This is a genomic window from Citrobacter sp. On2M, assembly GCF_018035235.1.
Taxonomy (GTDB): domain Bacteria; phylum Pseudomonadota; class Gammaproteobacteria; order Enterobacterales; family Enterobacteriaceae; genus Citrobacter; species Citrobacter meridianamericanus.
In genome coordinates this window covers 756,907-779,066 of sequence record NZ_WPCV01000004.1, presented here as the reverse complement: position 1 = coordinate 779,066, position 22,160 = coordinate 756,907, and the positions used below count along the sequence as shown (strand labels likewise).

General features: G+C 50.2%; 24 protein-coding genes. 11 read left to right on the top strand and 13 right to left on the bottom strand.

The features are described 5' to 3' along the window. Positions 1 to 26: 26 nt before the first annotated feature. The gene (locus tag On2M_RS14100) at positions 27 to 722 is read right to left on the bottom strand and encodes a hypothetical protein (RefSeq protein WP_210904997.1); all 696 of its coding nucleotides are present in this window, start codon (positions 720 to 722) and stop codon (positions 27 to 29) included. A 99-nt stretch (positions 723 to 821) separates the two neighbouring features. On the opposite strand from On2M_RS14100, the gene On2M_RS14095 reads away from it, so the two are divergent. Together On2M_RS14095 and yniD are read left to right on the top strand one after the other, a co-directional pair. Beyond that, positions 822 to 2,023, top strand: a protein-coding gene (locus On2M_RS14095) for an IS3 family transposase (RefSeq protein ID WP_210904996.1) whose coding sequence is annotated in 2 segments (ribosomal slippage) — positions 822 to 1,056 and positions 1,056 to 2,023 — 1,203 coding nt in all. Because the reading frame shifts where the segments join, the coding sequence is not laid out codon by codon here. A gap of 71 nt (positions 2,024 to 2,094) precedes the next feature. Beyond that, entirely contained in the window at positions 2,095 to 2,202 is a 108-nt protein-coding gene (gene yniD, locus On2M_RS14090) for a small membrane protein YniD (protein ID WP_151219016.1), read from the top strand. A gap of 165 nt (positions 2,203 to 2,367) precedes the next feature. Here the strand turns inward: yniD and On2M_RS14085 are convergent, their stop codons facing one another. After that, on the bottom strand, positions 2,368 to 3,126 hold the full coding sequence (locus On2M_RS14085) for a YdiY family protein (protein WP_151225371.1): 759 nt from the start codon (positions 3,124 to 3,126) through the stop codon (positions 2,368 to 2,370). 287 nt (positions 3,127 to 3,413) lie between these two features. On the opposite strand from On2M_RS14085, the gene pfkB reads away from it, so the two are divergent. Together pfkB and On2M_RS14075 are read left to right on the top strand one after the other, a co-directional pair. Beyond that, positions 3,414 to 4,346, top strand: coding sequence for a 6-phosphofructokinase II (gene pfkB, locus On2M_RS14080; RefSeq protein ID WP_151219015.1), 933 nt, complete (start codon positions 3,414 to 3,416; stop codon positions 4,344 to 4,346). Between the two features lie 267 nt (positions 4,347 to 4,613). Then, complete coding sequence (locus On2M_RS14075; protein WP_043016598.1) at positions 4,614 to 5,474, top strand: fructosamine kinase family protein; 861 nt, start codon at positions 4,614 to 4,616, stop codon at positions 5,472 to 5,474. Between the two features lie 53 nt (positions 5,475 to 5,527). On the opposite strand, the gene On2M_RS14070 is transcribed toward On2M_RS14075, so the two are convergent. After that, positions 5,528 to 6,064: a YniB family protein gene (locus tag On2M_RS14070; RefSeq protein WP_187252547.1), complete on the bottom strand. Its 537-nt coding sequence runs from the start codon at positions 6,062 to 6,064 to the stop codon at positions 5,528 to 5,530. 167 nt (positions 6,065 to 6,231) lie between these two features. On the opposite strand from On2M_RS14070, the gene hxpB reads away from it, so the two are divergent. The 4 genes from hxpB to tcyP all read left to right on the top strand — a co-directional run bounded on the left by hxpB (position 6,232) and on the right by tcyP (position 10,002). Next, entirely contained in the window at positions 6,232 to 6,900 is a 669-nt protein-coding gene (gene hxpB / locus On2M_RS14065; protein WP_210904995.1) for a hexitol phosphatase HxpB, read from the top strand. A 130-nt stretch (positions 6,901 to 7,030) separates the two neighbouring features. Then, a complete protein-coding gene (gene kduD, locus On2M_RS14060; RefSeq protein ID WP_151225708.1) occupies positions 7,031 to 7,792 on the top strand; it encodes a 2-dehydro-3-deoxy-D-gluconate 5-dehydrogenase KduD in 762 nt (253 codons plus the stop codon). 83 nt (positions 7,793 to 7,875) lie between these two features. Further along, positions 7,876 to 8,475 (top strand): metal-dependent hydrolase, encoded by a 600-nt coding sequence (locus On2M_RS14055; protein ID WP_151219013.1) that lies wholly within the window; start codon positions 7,876 to 7,878, stop codon positions 8,473 to 8,475. 135 nt (positions 8,476 to 8,610) lie between these two features. Beyond that, on the top strand, positions 8,611 to 10,002 hold the full coding sequence (tcyP, locus tag On2M_RS14050; protein WP_151219012.1) for a cystine/sulfocysteine:cation symporter: 1,392 nt from the start codon (positions 8,611 to 8,613) through the stop codon (positions 10,000 to 10,002). A 63-nt stretch (positions 10,003 to 10,065) separates the two neighbouring features. Here tcyP and cedA read toward each other — a convergent pair whose 3' ends face one another. Beyond that, complete coding sequence (gene cedA / locus On2M_RS14045; RefSeq protein WP_151225369.1) at positions 10,066 to 10,329, bottom strand: cell division activator CedA; 264 nt, start codon at positions 10,327 to 10,329, stop codon at positions 10,066 to 10,068. A gap of 192 nt (positions 10,330 to 10,521) precedes the next feature. On the opposite strand from cedA, the gene katE reads away from it, so the two are divergent. Then, positions 10,522 to 12,780 carry a catalase HPII gene (katE, locus tag On2M_RS14040; RefSeq protein ID WP_187252548.1) on the top strand — a complete coding sequence of 753 codons (2,259 nt, stop codon included), beginning with the start codon at positions 10,522 to 10,524 and terminating at the stop codon, positions 12,778 to 12,780. 35 nt (positions 12,781 to 12,815) lie between these two features. Here katE and chbG read toward each other — a convergent pair whose 3' ends face one another. The 7 genes from chbG to osmE form a co-directional block, all read right to left on the bottom strand. Further along, the gene (gene chbG / locus On2M_RS14035; protein WP_151219010.1) at positions 12,816 to 13,574 is read right to left on the bottom strand and encodes a chitin disaccharide deacetylase; all 759 of its coding nucleotides are present in this window, start codon (positions 13,572 to 13,574) and stop codon (positions 12,816 to 12,818) included. A 12-nt stretch (positions 13,575 to 13,586) separates the two neighbouring features. Continuing rightward, positions 13,587 to 14,942 carry a 6-phospho-beta-glucosidase gene (locus tag On2M_RS14030; RefSeq protein ID WP_151219009.1) on the bottom strand — a complete coding sequence of 452 codons (1,356 nt, stop codon included), beginning with the start codon at positions 14,940 to 14,942 and terminating at the stop codon, positions 13,587 to 13,589. A 124-nt stretch (positions 14,943 to 15,066) separates the two neighbouring features. Further along, positions 15,067 to 15,909: a transcriptional regulator ChbR gene (gene chbR / locus On2M_RS14025; RefSeq protein WP_151219008.1), complete on the bottom strand. Its 843-nt coding sequence runs from the start codon at positions 15,907 to 15,909 to the stop codon at positions 15,067 to 15,069. A gap of 10 nt (positions 15,910 to 15,919) precedes the next feature. Next, positions 15,920 to 16,267 carry a PTS N,N'-diacetylchitobiose transporter subunit IIA gene (chbA, locus tag On2M_RS14020; protein WP_003030618.1) on the bottom strand — a complete coding sequence of 116 codons (348 nt, stop codon included), beginning with the start codon at positions 16,265 to 16,267 and terminating at the stop codon, positions 15,920 to 15,922. 54 nt (positions 16,268 to 16,321) lie between these two features. Next, entirely contained in the window at positions 16,322 to 17,680 is a 1,359-nt protein-coding gene (gene chbC / locus On2M_RS14015) for a PTS N,N'-diacetylchitobiose transporter subunit IIC (protein ID WP_187252549.1), read from the bottom strand. Between the two features lie 81 nt (positions 17,681 to 17,761). Further along, positions 17,762 to 18,082, bottom strand: a complete 321-nt coding sequence (gene chbB, locus On2M_RS14010; protein ID WP_187252550.1) for a PTS N,N'-diacetylchitobiose transporter subunit IIB — start codon at positions 18,080 to 18,082, stop codon at positions 17,762 to 17,764. A gap of 298 nt (positions 18,083 to 18,380) precedes the next feature. Then, positions 18,381 to 18,722, bottom strand: coding sequence for an osmotically-inducible lipoprotein OsmE (osmE, locus tag On2M_RS14005; protein ID WP_003030621.1), 342 nt, complete (start codon positions 18,720 to 18,722; stop codon positions 18,381 to 18,383). A gap of 210 nt (positions 18,723 to 18,932) precedes the next feature. Between osmE and nadE the strand changes: the two genes are divergently transcribed. Together nadE and cho are read left to right on the top strand one after the other, a co-directional pair. Then, a complete protein-coding gene (gene nadE / locus On2M_RS14000) occupies positions 18,933 to 19,763 on the top strand; it encodes an ammonia-dependent NAD(+) synthetase (RefSeq protein WP_210904994.1) in 831 nt (276 codons plus the stop codon). A 130-nt stretch (positions 19,764 to 19,893) separates the two neighbouring features. Beyond that, positions 19,894 to 20,781 carry an excinuclease Cho gene (cho, locus tag On2M_RS13995; RefSeq protein ID WP_210904993.1) on the top strand — a complete coding sequence of 296 codons (888 nt, stop codon included), beginning with the start codon at positions 19,894 to 19,896 and terminating at the stop codon, positions 20,779 to 20,781. On the opposite strand, the gene ves is transcribed toward cho, so the two are convergent. Together ves and spy are read right to left on the bottom strand one after the other, a co-directional pair. Continuing rightward, positions 20,741 to 21,316: an environmental stress-induced protein Ves gene (ves, locus tag On2M_RS13990; protein ID WP_151219105.1), complete on the bottom strand. Its 576-nt coding sequence runs from the start codon at positions 21,314 to 21,316 to the stop codon at positions 20,741 to 20,743. The genes cho and ves overlap by 41 nt on opposite strands. A 351-nt stretch (positions 21,317 to 21,667) precedes the next feature. Then, a complete protein-coding gene (gene spy, locus On2M_RS13985) occupies positions 21,668 to 22,153 on the bottom strand; it encodes an ATP-independent periplasmic protein-refolding chaperone Spy (RefSeq protein WP_003030629.1) in 486 nt (161 codons plus the stop codon). Positions 22,154 to 22,160: the final 7 nt, after the last annotated feature.

Genomic DNA, 22,160 nt, shown 5'->3' with positions numbered 1-22,160 from the left:
AAAAGGCCTCCGTTGGAGGCCTGATTTTATGGATTTACTAATGCCACTTTTCCCCACGTTGCACTTGAGGCTGCAACGTAGCAGAAATCAAAGTTCGCTGGTATAGGGCTTGAATTATAAACCACATCACCAATACTTTGAGACACTTTACCTGGGTAGATGTCTGTTGGTTTACTTGTCAGCCCAGCAGTTGCATCAGCGTGTTTCCATCCGCACTGGATGATGTCTGCTGCCCCCCTGAATACGCCAACACCAGTTAATCCAATATATCTGTTATTCCTGTATGTCATTGCAGCGAAGTTATCCCAGTCCATTACGCGTGGTATTGGGTTACTAAGGTTGTTAGAGAAATTGTTATTCTCTACGTTTGCTCCATCAATCCGATAACCAAGATTAGCAGCCAGCAAAGATGTGCTATCAAAGTCATTTCCTGAAATCGTGGGATATTGACCTGCAATTATACATCCTTGATTCCCGAACTGTATGTGCGTTTTGTTATTCCTGTAGACAGTTCCAACCCATGCCGAGCTTGTTATTGTGACGCGATCAGGCCTGTCAAGATTGTTATCTTCAATAACCAGTCCAGTTGCTTTCTTCCCAAGAAGGCCAACATTATAATCCTGTATAGCCCTGCCTCCTCCTCTGAGTGTATTATTAATTATCCTAATTGAATTAAATGAGGTCGATATATTGCTTAGCCATTGAGGTAACAAACTCGTCAATTTTCCCGGCGTTATATTTCAGGTCTTGCGGCTTTTTGAATCGCCACGGGTTTAACAGACACCTCAGAGTCATTTAAGATGACTTAAAGAGAGGTGCCCATGAGCGGTAAACGTTATCCCGAAGAGTTTAAAATTGAAGCAGTCAAACAGGTTATTGATCGCGGTCATTCTGTTTCCAGCGTTGCAACACGTCTCGATATCACCACCCACAGCCTTTACGCCTGGATAAAGAAGTACGGTCCGGACTCATCCACTAACAAAGAACAGTCAGATGCTCAGGCCGAGATCCGCCGACTCCAGAAGGAGTTGAAGCGGGTTACTGACGAACGGGACATATTAAAAAAAGCCGCGGCGTACTTCGCAAAGCTGTCCGACTGAGGTACGCCTTTATTCGTGACAACTCCCTTTGCTGGCCTGTTCGTCTGCTCTGCAGGGTGCTGGATGTTCATCCCAGTGGCTTTTACGCCTGGTTTAAGCAACCGTATTCTCAGCGCCACCAGATAGATCTGAGACTGACGGGACAGATCAAACAGTTCTGGCTGGAGTCCGGTTGCGTTTATGGTTATCGCAAGATCCATCTGGACTTGCGGGATAGCGGGCAACAGTGCGGAGTGAACAGAGTCTGGCGACTGATGAATCGTGCCGGGATAAAGGCTCAGGTCGGGTACCGGAGCCCGCGGGCACACAAAGGCGAGGTCAGTATCGTATCGCCCAACAGGCTCCAGCGACAGTTCAATCCGGATGCTCCGGATGAGCGTTGGGTAACGGACATAACTTACATCAGGACCCACGAAGGCTGGCTGTATCTTGCCGTGGTTGTTGATCTGTTCTCACGCAAAATTATCGGCTGGTCAATGCAATCCCGGATGACAAAGGACATTGTCCTGAATGCGCTTCTGATGGCCATATGGCGACGTAATCCTCTAAAACAGGTGATGGTTCATTCAGATCAGGGCAGTCAGTACACAAGCCATGAGTGGCAGTCGTTCCTGAAATCACATGGTCTGGAGGGCAGCATGAGCCGTCGCGGTAACTGTCACGATAATGCGGTTGCAGAAAGCTTTTTCCAGTTGCTGAAACGCGAACGGATAAAGAAAAAGATCTACGGAACACGGGAAGAAGCCCGCAGCGATATTTTTGATTACATCGAAATGTTTTATAACAGTAAGCGTCGGCATGGTTCGAGCAATCAGATATCACCGACAGAATATGAAAACCAGTATTATCAACGGCTCAGAAGTGTCCAGATTATCCGTGGCGATTCAAACAAAGCAACAATCAACGTGCACTCTATGATGTAAATCAATTCACTGACACCCTGACGTCTTTGTTACACTTACAGAAAGTCATTTAACCAGAGCAGGAAAAAACAATGCCAAAAAACCGCTTTGCGAAGAAACACTGGAAGATGGTGGTGATCCTGCTGGTTATTTGTGCAGCAATGCTGATACTGCGTTGGGCAGCGATGATCTGGGGTTAAAATACTGGTCGCTGTTCTGGTTCCATTGTATTTATCAACTAAATCGAATTCGTCTAAAAAATAGCGCGTTATTGATAAGTATTAAAAATAAAACACAGATTAACTATTAAATTAACTTAACGTTAATAGATAAAAGCCGGGCCAATTATTTGACCCGGTTTGTCATTACATACGATAGCCGAGTGAAACAGTCGTACGGCGATCGGTATGTTCCGGCGCTGTTGCCGGTGGTTCAGAGTTCCAGGTGACGTTGTAAGCCACTTTCAACCCAAAGTGTTCGTTGATAGCAACGTTCAACGCCGTTTCAGAGTTGAGTGTTGTATCATCAGCACCAAATACCGACACACCTTGTGTAAACTTAGTATTGTCAGTCATCTGCCACGCATAAGCTCCTGACGCATAACCCAGCGGCTGCGTTTCAGTGGTGCCATCCGTATGCTCGTCATAGCGCACGCCAGGACCGAATTCAAAACGGAAACTGTGTACTGGTCCGTTGAGGAACTGACGACCATAACCTGCGGTCAGCACATCGCGCTCACGATAGCCGTTGTAACGGTCGGTCAACCAGCTTGCCTGCCCAAAGAGATAGTCATAGTCGGTCATGTTGTAGCGACTACGGCCACCTACGGCATATTTCTCCGAGGAACGCTCATCATTCGAAGAGGTATTACTGGCATTTCCCCACAAAGACCACGCCGTGGATTCACCATACCAGGTCATGGTGGTGTCTGCCGTTAAGGAGGAACTTTTTGTGTTGCCTGACTGGGCGAGATATCCCGCGTTCAGGTTACCTTCAAAGGGTTTTTTCGCGCTGGAAGGGTCATCCATGACAGTAAAAACGGAATCATCGGCAACAGCATGCATTGACGCAAGCAGGCCCCCCGTCAGCAGTAATGCTGCGGGCACTGTCTTCAAAAGCTTCATTTATTAAGAGTCCGTACAACAAAAAAAGAGACCATTACGGTCTCGGAAACTTTCATATGGATCAATGACAAGAGACCCTTGAAAGGTAACAAATTATAAAAAGACTCGAATAACATAGCAATAAATTCTTATTTCATTTTTTGAATAAGAGCCTTCCTAAACCGTTTTTTTATTTATATATCTTTAACGCAAATGTTTTAAATAAAGACACGAAAAATCATGTTGTTAATTACTTCACTTTCGAAAGGTTAAGTGCCAGACTGAGGAAAGCCTAACAGGAGGTAAAGATGGTACGTATCTATACGTTAACACTTGCGCCCTCTCTCGATAGCGCAACAATAACCCCACAAATCTACCCGGAAGGTAAGCTTCGCTGTACCTCGCCGGTTTTTGAGCCCGGTGGTGGCGGCATCAATGTCGCTCGCGCAATTGCCCATCTTGGAGGAACCGCCACGGCCATCTTCCCCGCGGGGGGCGCCACTGGAGAGCATCTCGTCGCATTGCTTGCCGACGAAAATGTTCCCGTATCCACCGTCGAGGCCAAAGACTGGACCCGACAAAATCTCCATGTCCATGTTGAGTCCAGCGGCGAACAGTATCGCTTTGTCATGCCCGGCGCTGCGTTGACCGATGCTGAGTTCTGTCAGCTTCAGGATCAAGTGCTGGAAATTGAGTCTGGCGCGCTGCTGGTTATTAGCGGCAGTTTGCCGCCAGGGGTACAGCTTGAGAAGCTGACCCGGCTCATTAGCACGGCGCAAAAACAGGGAATTCGCTGCATCGTCGATAGTTCTGGCGAAGCGCTTGCAGCAGCGTTGGCTATCGGCAATATCGAACTGGTCAAACCCAACCTCAAAGAGCTGAGCGCGCTGGTAAACCGCGAGCTTACCCAACCCGATGATGTGCGTAAAGCCGCACAGGAAATCGTGCAAAGCGGTAAAGCACATCGCGTTGTGGTCTCGCTTGGCCCACAGGGGGCGCTGGGCGTTGATCGTGAAACCTGCGTCCAGGTGGTTCCGCCGCCGGTGAAAAGCCAAAGTACTGTGGGCGCAGGCGACAGTATGGTCGGGGCCATGACGCTTAAACTGGCTGAAAACGCACCTTTTGAAGATATTGTTCGCTACGGTGTCGCAGCCGGTAGCGCCGCAACCCTGAACCAGGGGACGCGCCTGTGTGCTTTAGACGATACGAAGAAAATATACGCATACCTTGCTCAGCAATGAGACCTTCCCTTGTGTTAGGTTAAAGGAAGATTTTCCCGTAAAACTGTCGGCGCTAGTGTTATACGTCTATGATAAAAAGTCACGTGATTACAAAGCAGTGAATCACGAGCAACCGGACGTCTTCACAGCAATGCGAGGTTAGGAAGAACGACAAACATTAAGTGCCTTTCCAGCGATGACGCGTCCGTGGTGTGCGTCAGTTCGTGTTTTTTAACCGCATTCTTGCGCTAACCTTATGATCTGGCAGACAACATGGGGAGAGACATCATGTGGCAGGCTATCAGTCGTCTTTTAAGCGAGCAATTAGGTGAAGGCGAAATCGAACTGCGTAACGAACTGCCCGGCGGAGAGATCCACGCCGCATGGCATTTACGCTATGCGGGGCGCGATTTTTTCGTCAAATGCGATGAAAGAGAGCTGTTAACCGGCTTTACGGCGGAAGCCGATCAGCTGGAGCTACTTTCACGCAGTCAAACCGTATCTGTGCCGAAAGTTTGGGCGGTAGGTGCAGACAGAGATTACAGCTTTCTGGTGATGGATTTCCTCCCTCCCCGCCCGCTTGATGCACACAACGCCTTTATCCTCGGTCAACAGCTTGCGCATTTGCATGAATGGAGCGATCAGCCTCAGTTCGGGCTCGACTTCGATAATGCGCTCTCAACCACGCCGCAACCTAATACCTGGCAACGTCGCTGGTCGACCTTTTTTGCCGAGCAGCGTATTGGCTGGCAACTGGAGCTCGCCGCGGAAAAAGGCATTGCGTTTGGCAATATCGACGCCATTGTCGAGCATGTTCAGCAGCGTCTGTCTTCACATCAGCCGCAGCCGTCTCTCCTGCACGGTGATTTGTGGTCAGGAAACTGTGCCCTCGGCCCGAACGGTCCCTATATCTTTGACCCTGCCTGCTACTGGGGAGACCGGGAGTGCGATCTGGCAATGCTACCGTTACACACCGATCAGCCGCCGCAAATTTATGACGGTTATCAGTCTGTGTCGCCGTTACCATTAGATTTTCTCGACAGACAACCTGTCTATCAGCTCTATACGCTGTTGAATCGGGCAATTCTGTTTGGGGGGCAGCATCTGGTTGTGGCGCAGAAGGCACTGGACAGATTACTGGCAGCTTAGCACGCTTATCAGGCCTGGCGGTTCAAAATGCGACAGGCCTGAACGTGCAGCACTTACAGAAAGCCCAACAATGAAAAGAAGAAGTAGCCGATCACGATAACGATCACCGGCAAAATATACAGCGGGAAAATTTGTAAAAAGATCGTATGGTGCGGAACCACAATACGCGACTCAAGCTGCTCTCGCGTTAACCCTTCACTGCCTTTTGCCTGTTCCAGAATCAGTTGATCCTGAACGCCCTCGCGTAAAAAACGCGCCTGACGGCTCATCCTGGCGCCTGAATCCTGCAACGCCAGACCGATAAAAATCAGGATGAAAATCAGCCAAAAGACGAGATTCAGTCCACTTTGAAAATCGGGCGTCGGCGAGTTATACCAAAACACGTTAAGAAAAGGGGTGTTAACCCGCATCATATCGATCATTACATGGGCAAAATCGAGCATGACCGCGTTAATTCCCTCCTGCTTTTCGCTGTGCGCATACATAAACTTCAGTACTGAAACCAGTGTTGAAATCAGCGCGGGAATGAAAATTACCCATCCCACCAGCCTTTTCAAGACAGCAATGCGTCCAGCTTGTTGATACGTCATGAGTTCCCCTTGATAAAGACGTGTCATTTTGGCCTAAGTTTACCCGTTGATAACCATTTTCGCCTGATCTTTAAAGGCAGTATACTGTTGAATTAGCCATAATAAACGCCCAAAGCCTGTCCAGACGGGCTCTTAATCCCTTTTATTACCGTAAAGGAGAGGTTGTAATGTCAACCCCGCGTCAAATTCTTGCTGCAATTTTCGATATGGATGGATTACTGGTCGATTCTGAACCGCTCTGGGATCAGGCCGAACTGGATGTGATAGCAAGTTTAGGCGTTGATATCTCCCGCCGCCATGAACTTCCCGATACCCTGGGCTTACGCATCGACATGGTGGTTGATTTGTGGTTTACGCAGCAACCGTGGAACGGACCTTCACGCCAGGAAGTCACCGAGCGCATCATATACCGCGCAATTGCGCTGGTTGAAGAAACGAAGCCGCTGCTGCCAGGGGTGCGCGAAGCCGTGGCGTTATGCAAATCACAGGGAATCAAAGTAGGTCTGGCATCCGCTTCGCCGCTGCATATGCTGGAAAAAGTGTTGACCATGTTTGATCTGCGCAGCAGCTTCGACGCACTGGCTTCTGCGGAAAAACTGCCCTACAGCAAACCACACCCGCAGGTTTATCTCGATTGCGCCACAAAACTGGGCATTGACCCTTTAAACTGCGTCGCGCTGGAAGACTCGGTGAACGGTATGATTGCTTCGAAAGCCGCCCGCATGCGTTCCATCGTAGTACCTGCGCATGAAAATCAGCACGATCCCCGCTTCGTTCTTGCCGACGTTAAGCTGACCTCGCTCACCGAACTGACTGTCGCAGATCTGCGCGGCTAATCCTGCCAGGGGCAATGATCGCATTGCCCGCTTATTTTAAAACACCGTTTCATTTTAATTGTATTTCTGTTTAACCTCTCCTATTCTTCCCCTATCGTAAGCGTTGATGACATAAATAGTTGGGGTGGACATAATGCAGAATGCTTTTCGTCTCGAGGGTAAAGTCGCCATCGTCACCGGGTGTGATACCGGCCTTGGGCAGGGTATGGCTGTAGCGCTGGCCGAAGCAGGCTGCGATGTGGTCGGCGTGAATCGCAAAATACCGCATGAAACCGCAGAGAAGATTAACGCGATCGGTCGACGTTTTATGGCAATTCAGGCCGACCTCAGTCAACAGGAAACGATCACCAGCATCGTCACGCAAACAGTGTCAACGTTTGGCCGGGTCGATATTCTGGTCAACAATGCGGGAACCATACGTCGTCAGGATGCGCTGGACTTCAGCGAAAAGGATTGGGATGACGTATTGAACCTGAACCTTAAATCCGTTTTCTTTTTGTCACAGGCCACGGCGCGCCAGTTTCTGGCTCAGGGCAACGGCGGAAAAATCATTAACATTGCCTCAATGCTCTCTTTTCAGGGTGGTATCCGCGTGCCTTCCTATACCGCATCCAAAAGCGGCGTTCTGGGTATCACCCGCCAGCTGGCTAACGAATGGGCGGCTCTGGGAATTAATGTCAACGCCATCGCGCCCGGCTATATGGCGACTAATAACACCCAGCAACTACGCGAAGACAGCGAGCGTAATCAGGAGATTGTCAATCGTATCCCCGCCGAACGCTGGGGCACGCCTGATGACCTGAAAGGCCCGGTCGTTTTCCTCGCTAGCTCTGCCTCTGACTATATTCACGGCCATACGCTGGCCGTAGATGGCGGGTGGTTGGCGCGGTAAAGACACACTTGTGACAAAGGGTTACAACGTCACCTCTTCCGCCTACTGTATAAAACCCCTATACTGTATGAATCGACAGTTTATTGGGTTTTATCATGACGGCGGAAGGTCACCTTCTTTTTTCTATTGCCTGTGCGGTATTTGCCAAGAATGCCGAGCTAACGCCCGTTCTTGCGCAGGGTGACTGGTGGCATATTGTTCCTTCAGCCATTTTAACGTGCCTGCTGCCGGATATTGATCATCCCAAATCCCTGCTGGGACAGCGTCTGAAGTGGATATCTAAACCCATTGCCAGGGCATTTGGTCATCGCGGATTTACGCATAGCCTGCTGGCGGTTTTTGCCCTACTGACCACGTTTTACCTGAAAGTCCCTGATACCTGGATAATCCCGGCAGATGCCTTACAAGGTATGGTTCTCGGTTATCTCAGTCACATTCTGGCTGACATGCTGACTCCAGCTGGCGTTCCCCTGCTTTGGCCCTGCCGCTGGCGTTTTCGTCTGCCCATCCTCGTGCCGCAAAAAGGCAACCAACTGGAACGGTTTCTGTGCATGGCGCTGTTCGCGTGGGCAATCTGGATGCCGCAGACCGTACAGGAGAACAGCGCGATACGCTGGTCATCACAGATGATTAATACACTACAAATGCAGTTTAATCGCTTTATAACGCACCAGGTTGACTAATAAACCAGCCAAAATGTCATTTTTGGTATAAACAATTCCATTTGAATATAAGAGGCATGTCACAGTTCTGCTAATCTTGCGCCAACAGAATCACCTTCACACGGTGATACGCATAATAAGATCAGGAGAACGGGGATGAACTTTCCTTTAATCGCGAACATTATCGTGTTCATAGTGTTGCTGTTCGTGCTGGCGCAAGCCCGGCACAAACAGTGGAGTCTGGCCAAAAAAGTACTGGTCGGTCTGGTCATGGGTGTGGTGTTTGGCCTCGCCCTGCATACCATTTATGGCTCCGACAGCCAGGTTCTTAAAGATTCCGTACAGTGGTTCAACATTGTAGGCAACGGTTATGTCCAGTTGCTGCAAATGATTGTTATGCCGCTGGTATTTGCGTCCATTCTCAGCGCCGTTGCACGTCTGCACAACGCCTCTCAGTTAGGTAAAATCAGCTTCCTCACCATCGGCACGCTGCTGTTTACTACGCTGATTGCCGCACTGGTCGGGGTTCTGGTGACCAACCTGTTCGGCCTGACCGCCGAAGGACTGGTACAAGGTGGTGCCGAAACTGCACGTCTGAACGCTATTGAAACCAATTATGTTGGCAAAGTGGCTGATCTCAGCGTTCCGCAGCTGGTGCTGTCGTTTATCCCGAAAAACCCGTTTGCCGATCTGACCGGTGCTAACCCGACGTCGATTATCAGCGTGGTCATCTTCGCAGCATTCCTCGGTGTTGCCGCGCTGAAGCTGTTGAAAGATGATGCGCCAAAAGGCGAGCGCGTCCTGATCGCTATCGATACCCTGCAAAGCTGGGTGATGAAGCTGGTTCGTCTGGTGATGCAGTTGACGCCGTACGGTGTTCTGGCGCTGATGACCAAAGTGGTGGCCGGTTCCAACCTGCAGGACATCATTAAGCTGGGTAGCTTCGTCGTGGCCTCTTATCTCGGTCTGGGAATTATGTTCGTGGTTCACGGGATCCTGCTGGGTATTAACGGCGTTAGTCCGCTGAAATACTTTCGCAAGGTGTGGCCGGTGCTGACATTCGCCTTCACCAGCCGTTCCAGCGCAGCCTCAATTCCGCTGAACGTTGAAGCGCAAACCCGTCGTCTGGGCGTGCCTGAATCTATCGCCAGCTTTGCCGCCTCTTTTGGTGCCACGATTGGTCAGAACGGTTGTGCGGGTCTGTACCCGGCTATGCTGGCAGTAATGGTCGCACCGACCGTCGGGATCAACCCACTGGACCCAATGTGGATTGCCACACTGGTAGGTATTGTGACGGTCAGTTCTGCAGGGGTTGCGGGTGTAGGAGGCGGTGCAACGTTTGCTGCGCTGATCGTCCTGCCTGCAATGGGTCTGCCGGTCACGCTGGTTGCCCTGCTGATCTCTGTTGAGCCACTGATCGATATGGGTCGTACCGCCCTGAACGTAAGCGGTTCCATGACTGCCGGTACGCTGACCAGCCAATGGCTGAAGCAAACCGATAAAACGATTCTGGACAGCGACGATAACGCTGAACTGGCGCATCGCTAAGCCTGATAGCTGAAAACAAAAAACCGCCGGAGTGTCATGCTCCGGCGGTTTTTTTTATATCCATTACTCGCTTAGTTCATTTTCCTGGCGAATTTGATTAGCCCAACGTTGCGCTGATTCCGGGACCGTAAATGCAGGCGAACGTTGAAATGCCTCCCCCATTAAGACAAAAGCGACATATTTTCCGCGCAGTATCCATACGTCACGAAACGCATCCATTTTAACCGCATGCTCTGGCGGCGCGGGCTCCACGCGCGGAACATAGCTGATAACTGGACGATTTTGTTGGCGAAGAGGTTTCATAATCAATTGCTTCACTAAAGACAAATTCTAAAAATCAGAAAACTGCTATCTTAGCCGATTTCGCCCCCTTGCGTCCTGCCTTGCGTGCGCGGTTTGTCTGTTTCATCGCGCTTTACGCCATCGGCCCGCACCTGCGCCATTGAGTGAGTGGTCTATAGTTAAAGCTTTTGACAGCAGCAACGACCCTTTCAGCAATGAAAACAGGAGACGAGTTTAATGTCACAGAATGATAAGCACCCACTCCATCACTCAGCGCCGGTTCATGATGCCAGCGAATCCCAGCCAGGACTTGACTCACTGGCGCCAGCTGACGGTTCACACCGGTCAACACCAGAACCCACTCCACCGGGCGCGCAGCCAACCACGTCCGGCAGTTTAAAAGCGCCAGACATCAGAAGTGACAAACTCAATGCGCTGGAAAGTTTTCGTAAAGGAAGCGAAGATTTTGCTCTGACCACCAATCAGGGGGTGCGTATTGCGGACGATCAAAACTCTCTGCGCGCCGGAAACCGAGGGCCAACCCTGCTTGAGGACTTTATCCTGCGGGAAAAAATCACCCATTTTGATCATGAACGCATCCCGGAGCGGATCGTACATGCCCGCGGTTCTGCCGCGCATGGTTACTTTCAGCCTTATGCCAGCTTGAGCGCGACGACGAAAGCAGACTTCCTCAGCGACGAGAATAAAATTACACCGGTTTTTGTGCGCTTCTCTACGGTTCAGGGCGGCGCAGGCTCGGCGGATACGGTCAGAGATATACGGGGATTTGCGACCAAATTTTATACTGAAGAGGGTATTTTTGATCTGGTGGGAAACAATACGCCCATTTTCTTTATTCAGGATGCCCATAAATTTCCGGACTTTGTCCATGCGGTAAAACCGGAGCCGCATTGGGCTATCCCGCAAGGCCAAAGCGCCCATGACACCTTCTGGGATTATGTCTCATTACAGCCTGAAACGTTGCACAACGTTATATGGGCGATGTCTGACCGGGGTATCCCACGTAGCTATCGCACGATGGAAGGTTTTGGCATTCATACGTTTCGGTTGATTAATGATCAAGGGAAAGCCACCTTTGTCCGTTTCCACTGGAAACCGCTGGCAGGCAAGGCCTCGCTGGTATGGGATGAAGCACAAAAACTTACCGGTCGGGATCCCGACTTTCATCGCCGCGAACTTTGGGAAGCGATTGAAGCGGGCGATTACCCGGAATATGAACTGGGGCTACAACTCATTCCCGAAGAGGACGAATTCAAGTTCGATTTTGACCTGCTAGACCCGACCAAGCTGATCCCGGAAGAGCTGGTTCCGGTCCAACTCGTCGGTAAAATGGTGCTAAACCGCAATCCGGACAATTTTTTTACCGAAAATGAGCAAGTGGCTTTTCATCCCGGGCACATCGTCCCTGGCATCGATTTTACCAATGACCCCCTATTGCAAGGCCGCTTGTTCTCCTATACCGATACCCAGATCAGCCGCCTGGGTGGTCCCAATTTCCATGAAATCCCAATTAATCGCCCAACCTGTCCGTACCATAATTTCCAGCGTGATGGCATGCATCGCATGGACATCGATACCAATCCAGCCAACTATGAACCGAATTCCATCAATGATAACTGGCCGCGTGAAACACCGCCGGGGCCAAAACGTGGTGGATTTGAGTCGTATCAGGAACGGATTGAAGGAAACAAAATCCGCGAACGCAGCCCCTCTTTTGGCGAATACTATGCGCAGCCTCGCCTGTTCTGGCTAAGTCAGACGCCAATTGAGCAGCAGCATATTATCGGCGGATTCAGTTTCGAACTCAGTAAAGTTACGCGCCCCTATATCAGAGAAAGAGTGGTCGAACAGTTAGCCCATATTGACACTGCTCTCGCTGTGGCGGTTGCCGGGAATCTCGGTTTTGAACTCACTGAGGAACAGACCCAAATTGTGCCGCCGCCCAACGTCAACGGTTTGGAAAATGCGCCGTCACTCAGTTTATATGCGGGGGCGAAAGGTGAGATTAAGGGCCGCGTAGTCGCCATTTTACTTAATGACCAGGTAAAGTCGGGCGACCTGCTCGCCATCATGCAAGCCCTACAGGCCAAAGGTGTTCACGCCAAACTGCTCTATTCCCGAATGGGTAATGTGGTAGCCGACGATGGCTCCGTCCTGACTATCGCCGGTACCTTTGCGGGTTCGCCATCACTGACGGTCGATGCGGTCATTGTTCCATGTGGGAATATTGCGGATATCGCAATGAACGGAGATGCCCGATATTACTTACTCGAAGCGTATAAACACTTAAAACCTATCGCCCTGGCTGGTGATGCTCGTCAGTTTAAAGCAACGTTGAATATCAAAAATGAAGGAGAAGAAGGCGTGGTGGAAGCGGACTGTGCAGACGTACAGTTTATGGATGCTCTGCTGACACTGATGACCGCGCACCGCGTCTGGTCACGCGCGGGAAAAGTTGACACAATCCCTGCCTAAAAAATGCGGCGCATTAAGCGCCGCAAACTCAGGAATTACACGTTCAGAAAACTGCCAAGACGATAACCGCGCTCCGCAATAGCATATTTCAGTGACGAAGACGTCAGCACGTCGAGCTCAGTTAAGCGGGGGTAACAGTAGGCACTTTGACGAATAATCTCATCGATAAAGGCCGGATGACACATCACTTCCAGCGAAGACTCTCCCCGGTCTGCTGACGCATCAAGCATCTGCAAGAACAACGCTTCGGAAATCGCTTCGCCATAAAACTCGCTGCTGAATCCCTGGGAAGTCCGTAACGTTTGCGGAAAGTCAGACGCCTGAAATACCGTCTGACGATCAATCCGTAACGCAATCCCCTTTTGGGCAGCAAACCCGGCCACTATAGGGAAAATCTGCGGGAACATATGCACATGGTGATGGCTATCCAGATGCGTTGGCTCCCGTCCGAACAGGTCAATAAAACGCTGATACTGCGCGGCCAGTTCCTGTGAAATTTCATCCAGTGGCAGAGTGTCTTCCTCTGCCATCTGCCAGATCCATTTCCCGAGTACCCCTTCACGAGTAAGGCCTGGCATTGCCGTCAACGGCCTACCCAGCGTCAGAACAAAGTGCATTCCGACGGCAAGTTCAGGTATGTCGCGACTCAGCTGTACCGCATGGTCAATTGCCGCGCCGTTAACCAGCGCCGTTGTCGAGGTGACAACACCATTACGACAGGCTTCAACAATGCCATAGTTTTGTCCTTTACTCAGGCCAAAATCATCCGCATTAACAATCAGTACGCGTTCCATAACCGACCCCAGTTAGTGTTGTTCGCTTTTGAGTTTCTCGATGCACCCGGCGAAGTTTGGCAGCCATTTTTCATGCGCCAGAATCAGCTCACGCGCCAGAATTTCGGCATCGCTGTCAGAGTGAACCAGCGGGCTAAGATTCAACGCAAGCAGCACATCATTCAGCTCACCGCTCAGCGCCGCATTGCTCGCCGCAACTTCAAAGCCTTTAATGGTATAGATAAGGCCGAGTACTTTCTCATCAAAATGGGTAATACGTGGATGTGGCGTAGCACCGTTGCGTCCCAGCGTACAGGTCATCTCCACCGCCCAGTCGGCAGGAATATTATCAACATGCCCATGATGAGGAACGTTGACATAGTGCTCGGTCTGTTTGTCGTTGTAGATGGCATTGATCACTTCACAGGCCGCATCGGAGTAATAGGCCCCGCCGCGCTGCTCCAGCTCTTTTGGCTTCACGTTCAGATCAGGGTTTTTGTAGAGCTCAAACAGTTGCTTCTCAACTTGTTGTACCACCTGAGCGCGCGCGCCGCCCTTATAGTATTCGCCCATTTCAATCGCCAGCATTTCTTTTGGCTTGAAGTAGTACAACAAATACGAGCACGGCAGCAGTTTCAGCGAGCGAATCAACCCTTCACTGAACGGCAGGTCGAAAATATTCTTCACGCCAGAGGCTTTCAACTGACCCGACGCAACGCCGTCCAGCAGTTCATCAAAGCGTGACACACCGTTGACCAGAACATCCTTAATAAAGACCATATGATTCAGACCGAACAGATCGATGGATAAGTCATCGCTCTCTTTCAGCGCCAGCACGTCGCTGATGAACATTTTCATGCCGATCGGAATATTACATACCCCGATGAATTTCTTGAAATTCGTATGACGATAAACCGCCTCAGTTACCATCCCTGCTGGGTTAGTGAAGTTGATCACCCACGCATTCGGGCACAATTCTTCCACATCTTTCACAATATCAAAGATAACCGGAATGGTTCGCAACCCCTTGAACAGCCCACCAGCGCCGTTGGTTTCCTGCCCCAGATACCCGTGGCTCAGGGGAATGCGTTCATCCTTTTCACGGGCTTGCAGTTGCCCAACCCGCAACTGGGTGGTAACGAAATCAGCATCTTTCAGCGCTTCCCGGCGATCCAGTGTTTTAAACAACTTCATTGGGATGCCCGCTTTGTCGATCATACGCTGACAAAGGTCAAAAATAATGTCCAGCTTCTCTTTTCCACCGTCGACATCAACCAGCCACAATTCAGAAACCGGTAATTCATGATAGCGCTTAATAAAGCCTTCAAGTAATTCAGGGGTGTAGCTGCTCCCGCCACCAATCGTGACGACTTTTAATTTCTGGCTCATATTTTCTCCCTTCAGTGTCAACACACTGACGTGTATTATGCTCAACCCGTTTGTCAGGTATAGCGTGGCTGTCCCGACGCTATTTTGGGCAAGCTATAAAAAATGGTTTATTGGTAAATAATATTTACTGATTAAATTCAGTTAATTTCTTACGATAGCTATTAGGTGTAAATGACGTCAGCTTTTTAAACGTTTTAATAAACAGACTTGGACTACTGTAACCTGCCTCGTAGGCAATATCCGTTACTGAATAGTTCGTCATTTCAAGCTGCTTTTTAGCAAAATTAATGCGGATTTCATTAATAATCTGCATTGGCGTTTTGCTGTAATAACGCTGGGTTGCACGGGTCAGATACTCCTGGGATTTCGCGGACAGGTGTACCATATTTTCCAGCGCATTCTCGCTAAACTGTCGTTTGTCGTGCATGGTCTCGACGGTGGTTTTAAGCCACTGCGGAATATCATCTAACACCTGCTCTTCACGATGATGGCGTAACCGATTAATAATGTAGAAGGTGACCACTTCGACAAATTCATCCAGTCCGCTCTCACGAAAGTTCAGTGATGCAATAACCGTTTCAATGTAGGTAAGAAACGAATTATTCGCCCGATAGACCTGCGATGCAACAAAACAAAATGGCAGCAGCGGGTGGTAATGCTGTTCAAAAAAACGTTTGCTGATACCGACGTTAAGGATCCTTGTCGCGCCAAAATCATAGAAACTCTGATGGTGCGATCCCAACGGGATAAAAACAAAATCCCCACGCTCAAGCAATACGCGTTTGCCGTTGATTTCCTGATAATAGCGCCCGGTTAAAACCAGGGTAAATTCATAGTAGTCATGCTGATGCAGCCCACTGATACTCTCAGTTTTGTTATAGATGAACACATGGAAATTTTTGCCGTTAAACAGTTGTTGCTCAAAGACGGTTTTGATTTCCGGTGCGTTAATCTGTAGCTGCATTATGCACTCCTCGTTATTTCAGCTTTTCATGAAGCTCAATCAGTTCAGTTACCAGCTCACGCGCCAGCATAGATGTCATTAGGTGGTCCTGCGCGTGGACCAGCACCAGGCTGACTTTCATTTTACCTTCGCCCTGATCGCCTTCAATCAGTTTCGTTTGCACGAGGTGCGCTTCGTTCAGCGCCAGGCGAGACTGGTCCATCATGGCCTTTGCTGACTCGAAATCGCCTTGCTTGGCCATTTTGAGCGCGCCGTACGCCAGGCTACGCGCCTGACCGGAGTTGATGATGAGGCCCATCACCACTTCTTCTAGTTCTTCTGCTTCTGACTGCGTGTCGACGATGTTCTCGATATCCAACATACTTTTTTCCTCTGGTTCAGTCCGGCATGACCGTGAAGCCATGCCGGATTAAATTTAGAATTTCAATGCGTTAGCGATATCTTCTTCGCTTTCTTCTTGATCAATAACATTCTGTGCTTTATTAGCTACCACCACGAACGGCAGGTAAACCAGCGTGGCGATGCCGAGGTTGAACAGCGCGACCAGCAGAGCAGCGACACTACCGTTGGTGTTAAAGAACGCCCCCAAACCGGTTGGCATTGTCCACGGCGCAATATTGGTAATCGGTGGAATAATACCTGAGTAGTAAGCTGCCAGCGTAATCGCCGCCAGAATCGGCTGCACCAGAATGAACGGGATAAACATGACCGGGTTCATGATGATCGGCAGACCGAACAGAATGGGTTCGTTAATCTGGAACAGGCCTGATGGCAGCGCCAGTTTAGCCACCTGACGATAATCCGGACGACGCGATGCCAGGAAGATAGCGATGATCAGACCCAGCGTAGCCCCGCTACCCCCAAGGAAAATATAGGAGTCGAGCATCGGCTTCGCCCAGACGTGGAACGTCTTACCGGCTTCCAGCGCGGCGTCTACGGAACCAAACTGTTGGTAGATAGAGATATTTTCCAGCGCCCATGGCGTCATGATGCCGCTGTCCAGCGCGGTCAGCGCCAGCGAGCCGTGAATACCGAAGAACCACAGCAAGGGAACAAAAATCACATACGCCCAACCCACCACACTGCCCAGCGATGCCAGCGGCGTTGAGATGGAGTCCATGATGATCTGGTGGAAGTTTGTACCCCAGGTGTTCAATGCCCAGGCGATAATCCCCATAATGGAGAGAATAATGAAACCTGGGATCAGCGCAGAGAAGGAGCGCGAAACAGAAGCCGGTACGCTATCAGGTAATTTGATCACCCAATTGCGACGGACCACAAAGGTAAACATTTCCGCGACCACGAGGCCGATAATAATACCGGAAATAATATTGGCACCGCCGAGCCAGTTTGCGCCAACGGCATAGGCTTCACCTACGCTATATGGCGTTACGGTCATAAACGCGGCGACGGATAACAGACCGGCAGCCAGCGCATCGACTTTGCGTTCTTCCGCCAGCGCCATGCCGATAAAGAACGGCGCCATCAATGACATGATACCCAGCGTACCGTTATAGACGTTTCCACCAATGCCTTTCAAACTATTAAGCGTTTCAATAGTTGAAGCATCAAGTCGAATGCCCATTGAATAAAAAAACGACCCCTCCCCAAAGCTCAGGAAAACGTTATTGATTAATACAAACATGGCCCCTGCGAGGGTCAACGGCATCAAACGAATAAAACCGTTTTTGATTGCATTAACGTGTGGCTGCTTTCCAATTTTTACAGCAAAAGGAAGGAGTACCTTTTCAAGTGAAGCAATAGCGTTACTCATAGAAAAATACCCTTAAATACCGCAATTAATAATTGCGGTGAATGTTAATGAAATAACTCTTTGACGGGAAAATTAAAATAATTAATTTGCTGCGGCTTTTTTAATTGCTGCCACAGCAGCCTTAAGCACGCCTAAACCATCGACTTTGCCATACAGCAGCGAGTCAATCACTTCCACAGGCTTGTTTGGTAACAAGCGCTGAATTTCGGGCAACATATAAGCAATTTGTGGACCTAATAACACGACATCAGCCGCTTGTCCTTTTTCTCCGGCCAGCGTTTCAGGAAACGCTTCAATAATAACCGGCACTTCATATTTTTCGGCCTGAGCACGCATCTTCGAAACCAACAATGAAGTCGACATGCCCGCAGAACAAAACAGATAAATGTGTTTCTTTTCCATTAAAACGATCCTCATATGCGATTATCTGTCAACCAGACACTCCGCAAGCCATAACCTGCATCCATGCTCTGGGTAACTTGCGTCAGCTAAATTACTTTTTTAGGTGGCTGAAATGAGTATACGGGATTGCACCGGTGGATGGTATTTCCTTGACCACCTAAATTGTCTCTCCTTGACCTGTGGTTATGACCCCCCTCACATTTCGGGCAAATAATTCGCGGCAATAAATAAGATCGTGGGGCACAAAAAAACCGGCTCGATGGCCGGTTCTTCTGAGTGCTCAGGCAATAAACAGTTGTTACTTCTTCGCCGCCTGCGGGTCGGTATCGTACTCTGCGCAGGTTTGATAACCAGAGTTAATCACGTGCCCGGTATCATCTAAAGCAACAAAATAGGTTTCAGCTTTACCATCTCGTTGACCCAGGATGTAGGTCTGACACGTCCCACGCGCATGGATCATACTGACTTCAGAAGAAGGTTTACCGGCAATCTGCGCCACTTGCGCCCGGCTCATTCCTTTCTTCACATCTTTCACCACGGGCTGAACAAATTGGTCTTTCGTGCGATCGTAGGCCGTACACCCTGCCAGCATAGTCAAAACAGCCGCTGCGCTCAGAATTCCTGTTAGATTCTTGTTCATATTCCGTCCTCTTTTATTTCAGCGTGTTATATAAGCCTGGAGCACAACAACGCATTTTTCAAGCAATCAGATGATACTTAGGCGGTTTCGGAAAATTCTATTAAAACAAAATGCTGCGATATCAGGCTCGCATCCCTTGTCGTTTGGGCCACAACGCGATAGCTTTAACACATCATTTTTTTGATCATTTTATTTTTCACAGGGGGTTAAATGACTCTGCAGCAAGAGATAATCCAGGCGCTTGGCGCTAAACCGCACATTAATGCAGAAGAAGAAATTCGCCGTAGCGTGGATTTTCTGAAATCTTACCTGCAGACCTACCCCTTTCTGAAATCGCTGGTATTAGGGATTAGCGGCGGGCAGGACTCAACGCTCGCGGGCAAACTATGCCAGATGGCGATCTCCGAGCTTCGCAACGAAACGGGCAATGACGCACTGCAGTTTATTGCTGTACGCCTACCGTATGGCATTCAGGCTGATGAACAGGACTGCCAGGACGCCATCGCTTTTATTCAACCGGACCGCGTACTCACCGTCAACATTAAGGGTGCGGTGCTGGCCAGTGAACATGCCCTGCGTGAAGCTGGTATTGAACTGAGCGATTTTGTGCGCGGCAATGAAAAAGCCCGTGAACGTATGAAGGCACAATACAGTATCGCCGGCATGACCAGCGGCGTTGTCGTGGGGACAGATCATGCAGCAGAAGCCATCACCGGATTTTTCACCAAATACGGCGATGGCGGTACAGACATTAACCCACTCTTCCGTCTGAACAAGCGTCAGGGTAAACAGCTGCTTGCCGCGCTGGGTTGCCCGGAGCACTTATATAAGAAAGCGCCAACCGCTGACCTTGAGGATGATCGACCTTCTCTGCCGGATGAAGCCGCATTAGGCGTCACTTACGACAACATTGACGATTATCTGGAGGGAAAAACGCTGGATGCCAGCATCGCGAAGAAAATCGAAGCCTGGTATGTGAAAACCGAGCACAAACGTCGCACGCCGATCACCGTGTTTGATGATTTCTGGAAAAAAGCCTGATTCTTTTCTTTCATAAGGGCAGAGTGCCTCAGGATTGCCGCTCACTGCCCTTAGCCTGCTACTTCATGCCGCTTTTTTAATCGCCGCCAGGCTGCTATACTGGATGAATAACCAGCATCCGGAGTGAACTGTGGTACGGCGTCAATCAGCCCCTCGTCTGACCTTTGAGGCAGCGGCAATCTATGAATATCCTGAGCATCTGCGCCCATTTTTGAGTGCGCTTCCCACTACGCCCGGCGTGTATCTGTTTCACAGTGATAGCGACACCATGCCGCTTTATATTGGCAAAAGCATCAATATTCGCAGCCGTGTGCTGGCGCACCTGCGTACTGCTGATGAAGCAAGTATGCTGCGTCAGGCCAGGCGCATTAGCTGGATTTGCACCGCTGGAGAACTTGGCGCTCTTCTGCTGGAGGCGCGGTTGATCAAAGAGCAGCAGCCACTGTTTAACAAAAGGCTGCGGCGTAATCGTCAGCTTTGCGCCTTGCAGCTTACCGAGCGGACTGTTCAGGTTGTCTACGCACGGGATATTGACTTCTCCCATGCCACCAATCTGTTTGGCCTGTTTGCTAATCGCCGAGCCGCACTACAGACGCTGCAGAGCCTCGCCGATGAACAACAGCTATGCTATGGCCTGTTGGCGCTGGAACCCCTGAGTCGCGGGCGCGCCTGTTTTCGCTCCGCGCTTAAGCGCTGCGCCGGAGCCTGCTGCGGGAAAGAAAGCCCTGAAGCGCATCATTTGCGCCTGCTGGAAGCACTGGAAAGAGTGCGCGTAATCTGCTGGCCGTGGAACAACGCCATTGCGCTGCAGGAAACCCGTGCGGAAATGACCCAGTACCACATCATCAATAACTGGCTGTGGCTGGGAGCCGTTTCAACACTTGATGAGGCGGTAACACTGGCACGTATGCCGGCCGGTTTTGACCATGATGGCTACAAAATTCTCTGCAGGCCTGTTCTGTCTGGTCAATATGACATTATTGAACTGAGTCCGGAGAATGGCCCGGCATCCAGTTAATTTCGCTGAACAGCAGTTTTCCCTCGCGCTCCAGCAGTCGTACGGTGTGTTTACCGTCGTGCCAGCTTGCCCCCTGATCGGCGGTCAGTAGCTTATCACCCAATTGCCAGGCACCGCTGATAACAAATACCACGCCACCGCGCGAACCAAAGGTCGTAAACGTGCGGTCGGCAACTCTGACTTTCGCCTGGCAGACATCCCGTCGGGTCATGATATTGAAATCCATCGACATCTTTCCTTCTGTCAGCTTCGCTTTTACCACCTTGTCACCGGCAAAGGTAAAAGGCTGATGCTGTTTCAGGGTATGTGTGAAGGTGTTCGACTCTTCCAGGGTCACTTCACCGCCCTCCAGCAGGGTAATCACGCGTTCTACGCCGGGAAAAAGAGAAAACTCTCCGTTGGCTGCAATGGAGGCGATACTCGCCCGCCAGTGAAAATCTCGTGTTGCTGGCGGAAAACAGCAAATCTCACGGGTTTCTCCCGCACCATTTCGCCACAGATTGACCGGCATTTTGCGGATATCGAAGTATTCCATCATCCCTCCAGAAAGGCGCAGTACGGCACCCCACCGTAAACTGGCAGCCATAAATCATCATTGTTATGTTAACCCTGCAGATTATTGTTATCGGCAGCAGAGTTGATTTGCCTTAGCGATGAACCCGGTGTTTTGCAAAAAAGACTGACGCGTCGTCCCGGTGGAATTTTCGCGGGCTTCAGGAGAATAACGTGTCACAAGCGCGGTGCAAGAGGCGGTAAAGAAAAAACCGCCGATCCTGCCCACCACGATAAACGTATTGTGGACAAGAGCGGCGGTCTTGAGTTTGGTTTCACACTGTGCGGCAATCAGGACACACAGCATGAATGATTTAGTGTAAACGCTGAACGATTACTCGGCAGCTTGTGGCATTTTACCCTTCTGCGCCGCACGTTCTGTCAGACGCTTCTCAAAATTGGCATTAAACTGCTTTTTCTGTTCCGGGGTTAAAATGTTGTAAATCTTGTTCTGGGTTTCCATATGCGCCAGCATGTTGGCTTTGCGCTGTTCTTCCATCTTCGCAATCTGCGCTTCGGCCTTCGCTTTATCGAAGCTATCGCTGGCAATAATGTCGTGCATCGCGCGACGCTCCTCCAGCGGCGGACGTTTCATCTGGTCACGCTGACCTTTCATGATCTCGCGAATCTGCTGTTTCTGCGCATCGGTCAGGTTCAGGTCTTTGAACATCATGTCGTGATGCGGGGCGAATTTACCGTTGTGGTGCATCATCGGTTTGGCATCAGCTGGCGCAGCTGTTGTCGTGTCAGCGGCGTGGGCCAGGTTGGCAGCGCCCAGGGCCAGAGTAGAGGCAACAAACAGAGCAGTCAGTTTACGCATAATTTCT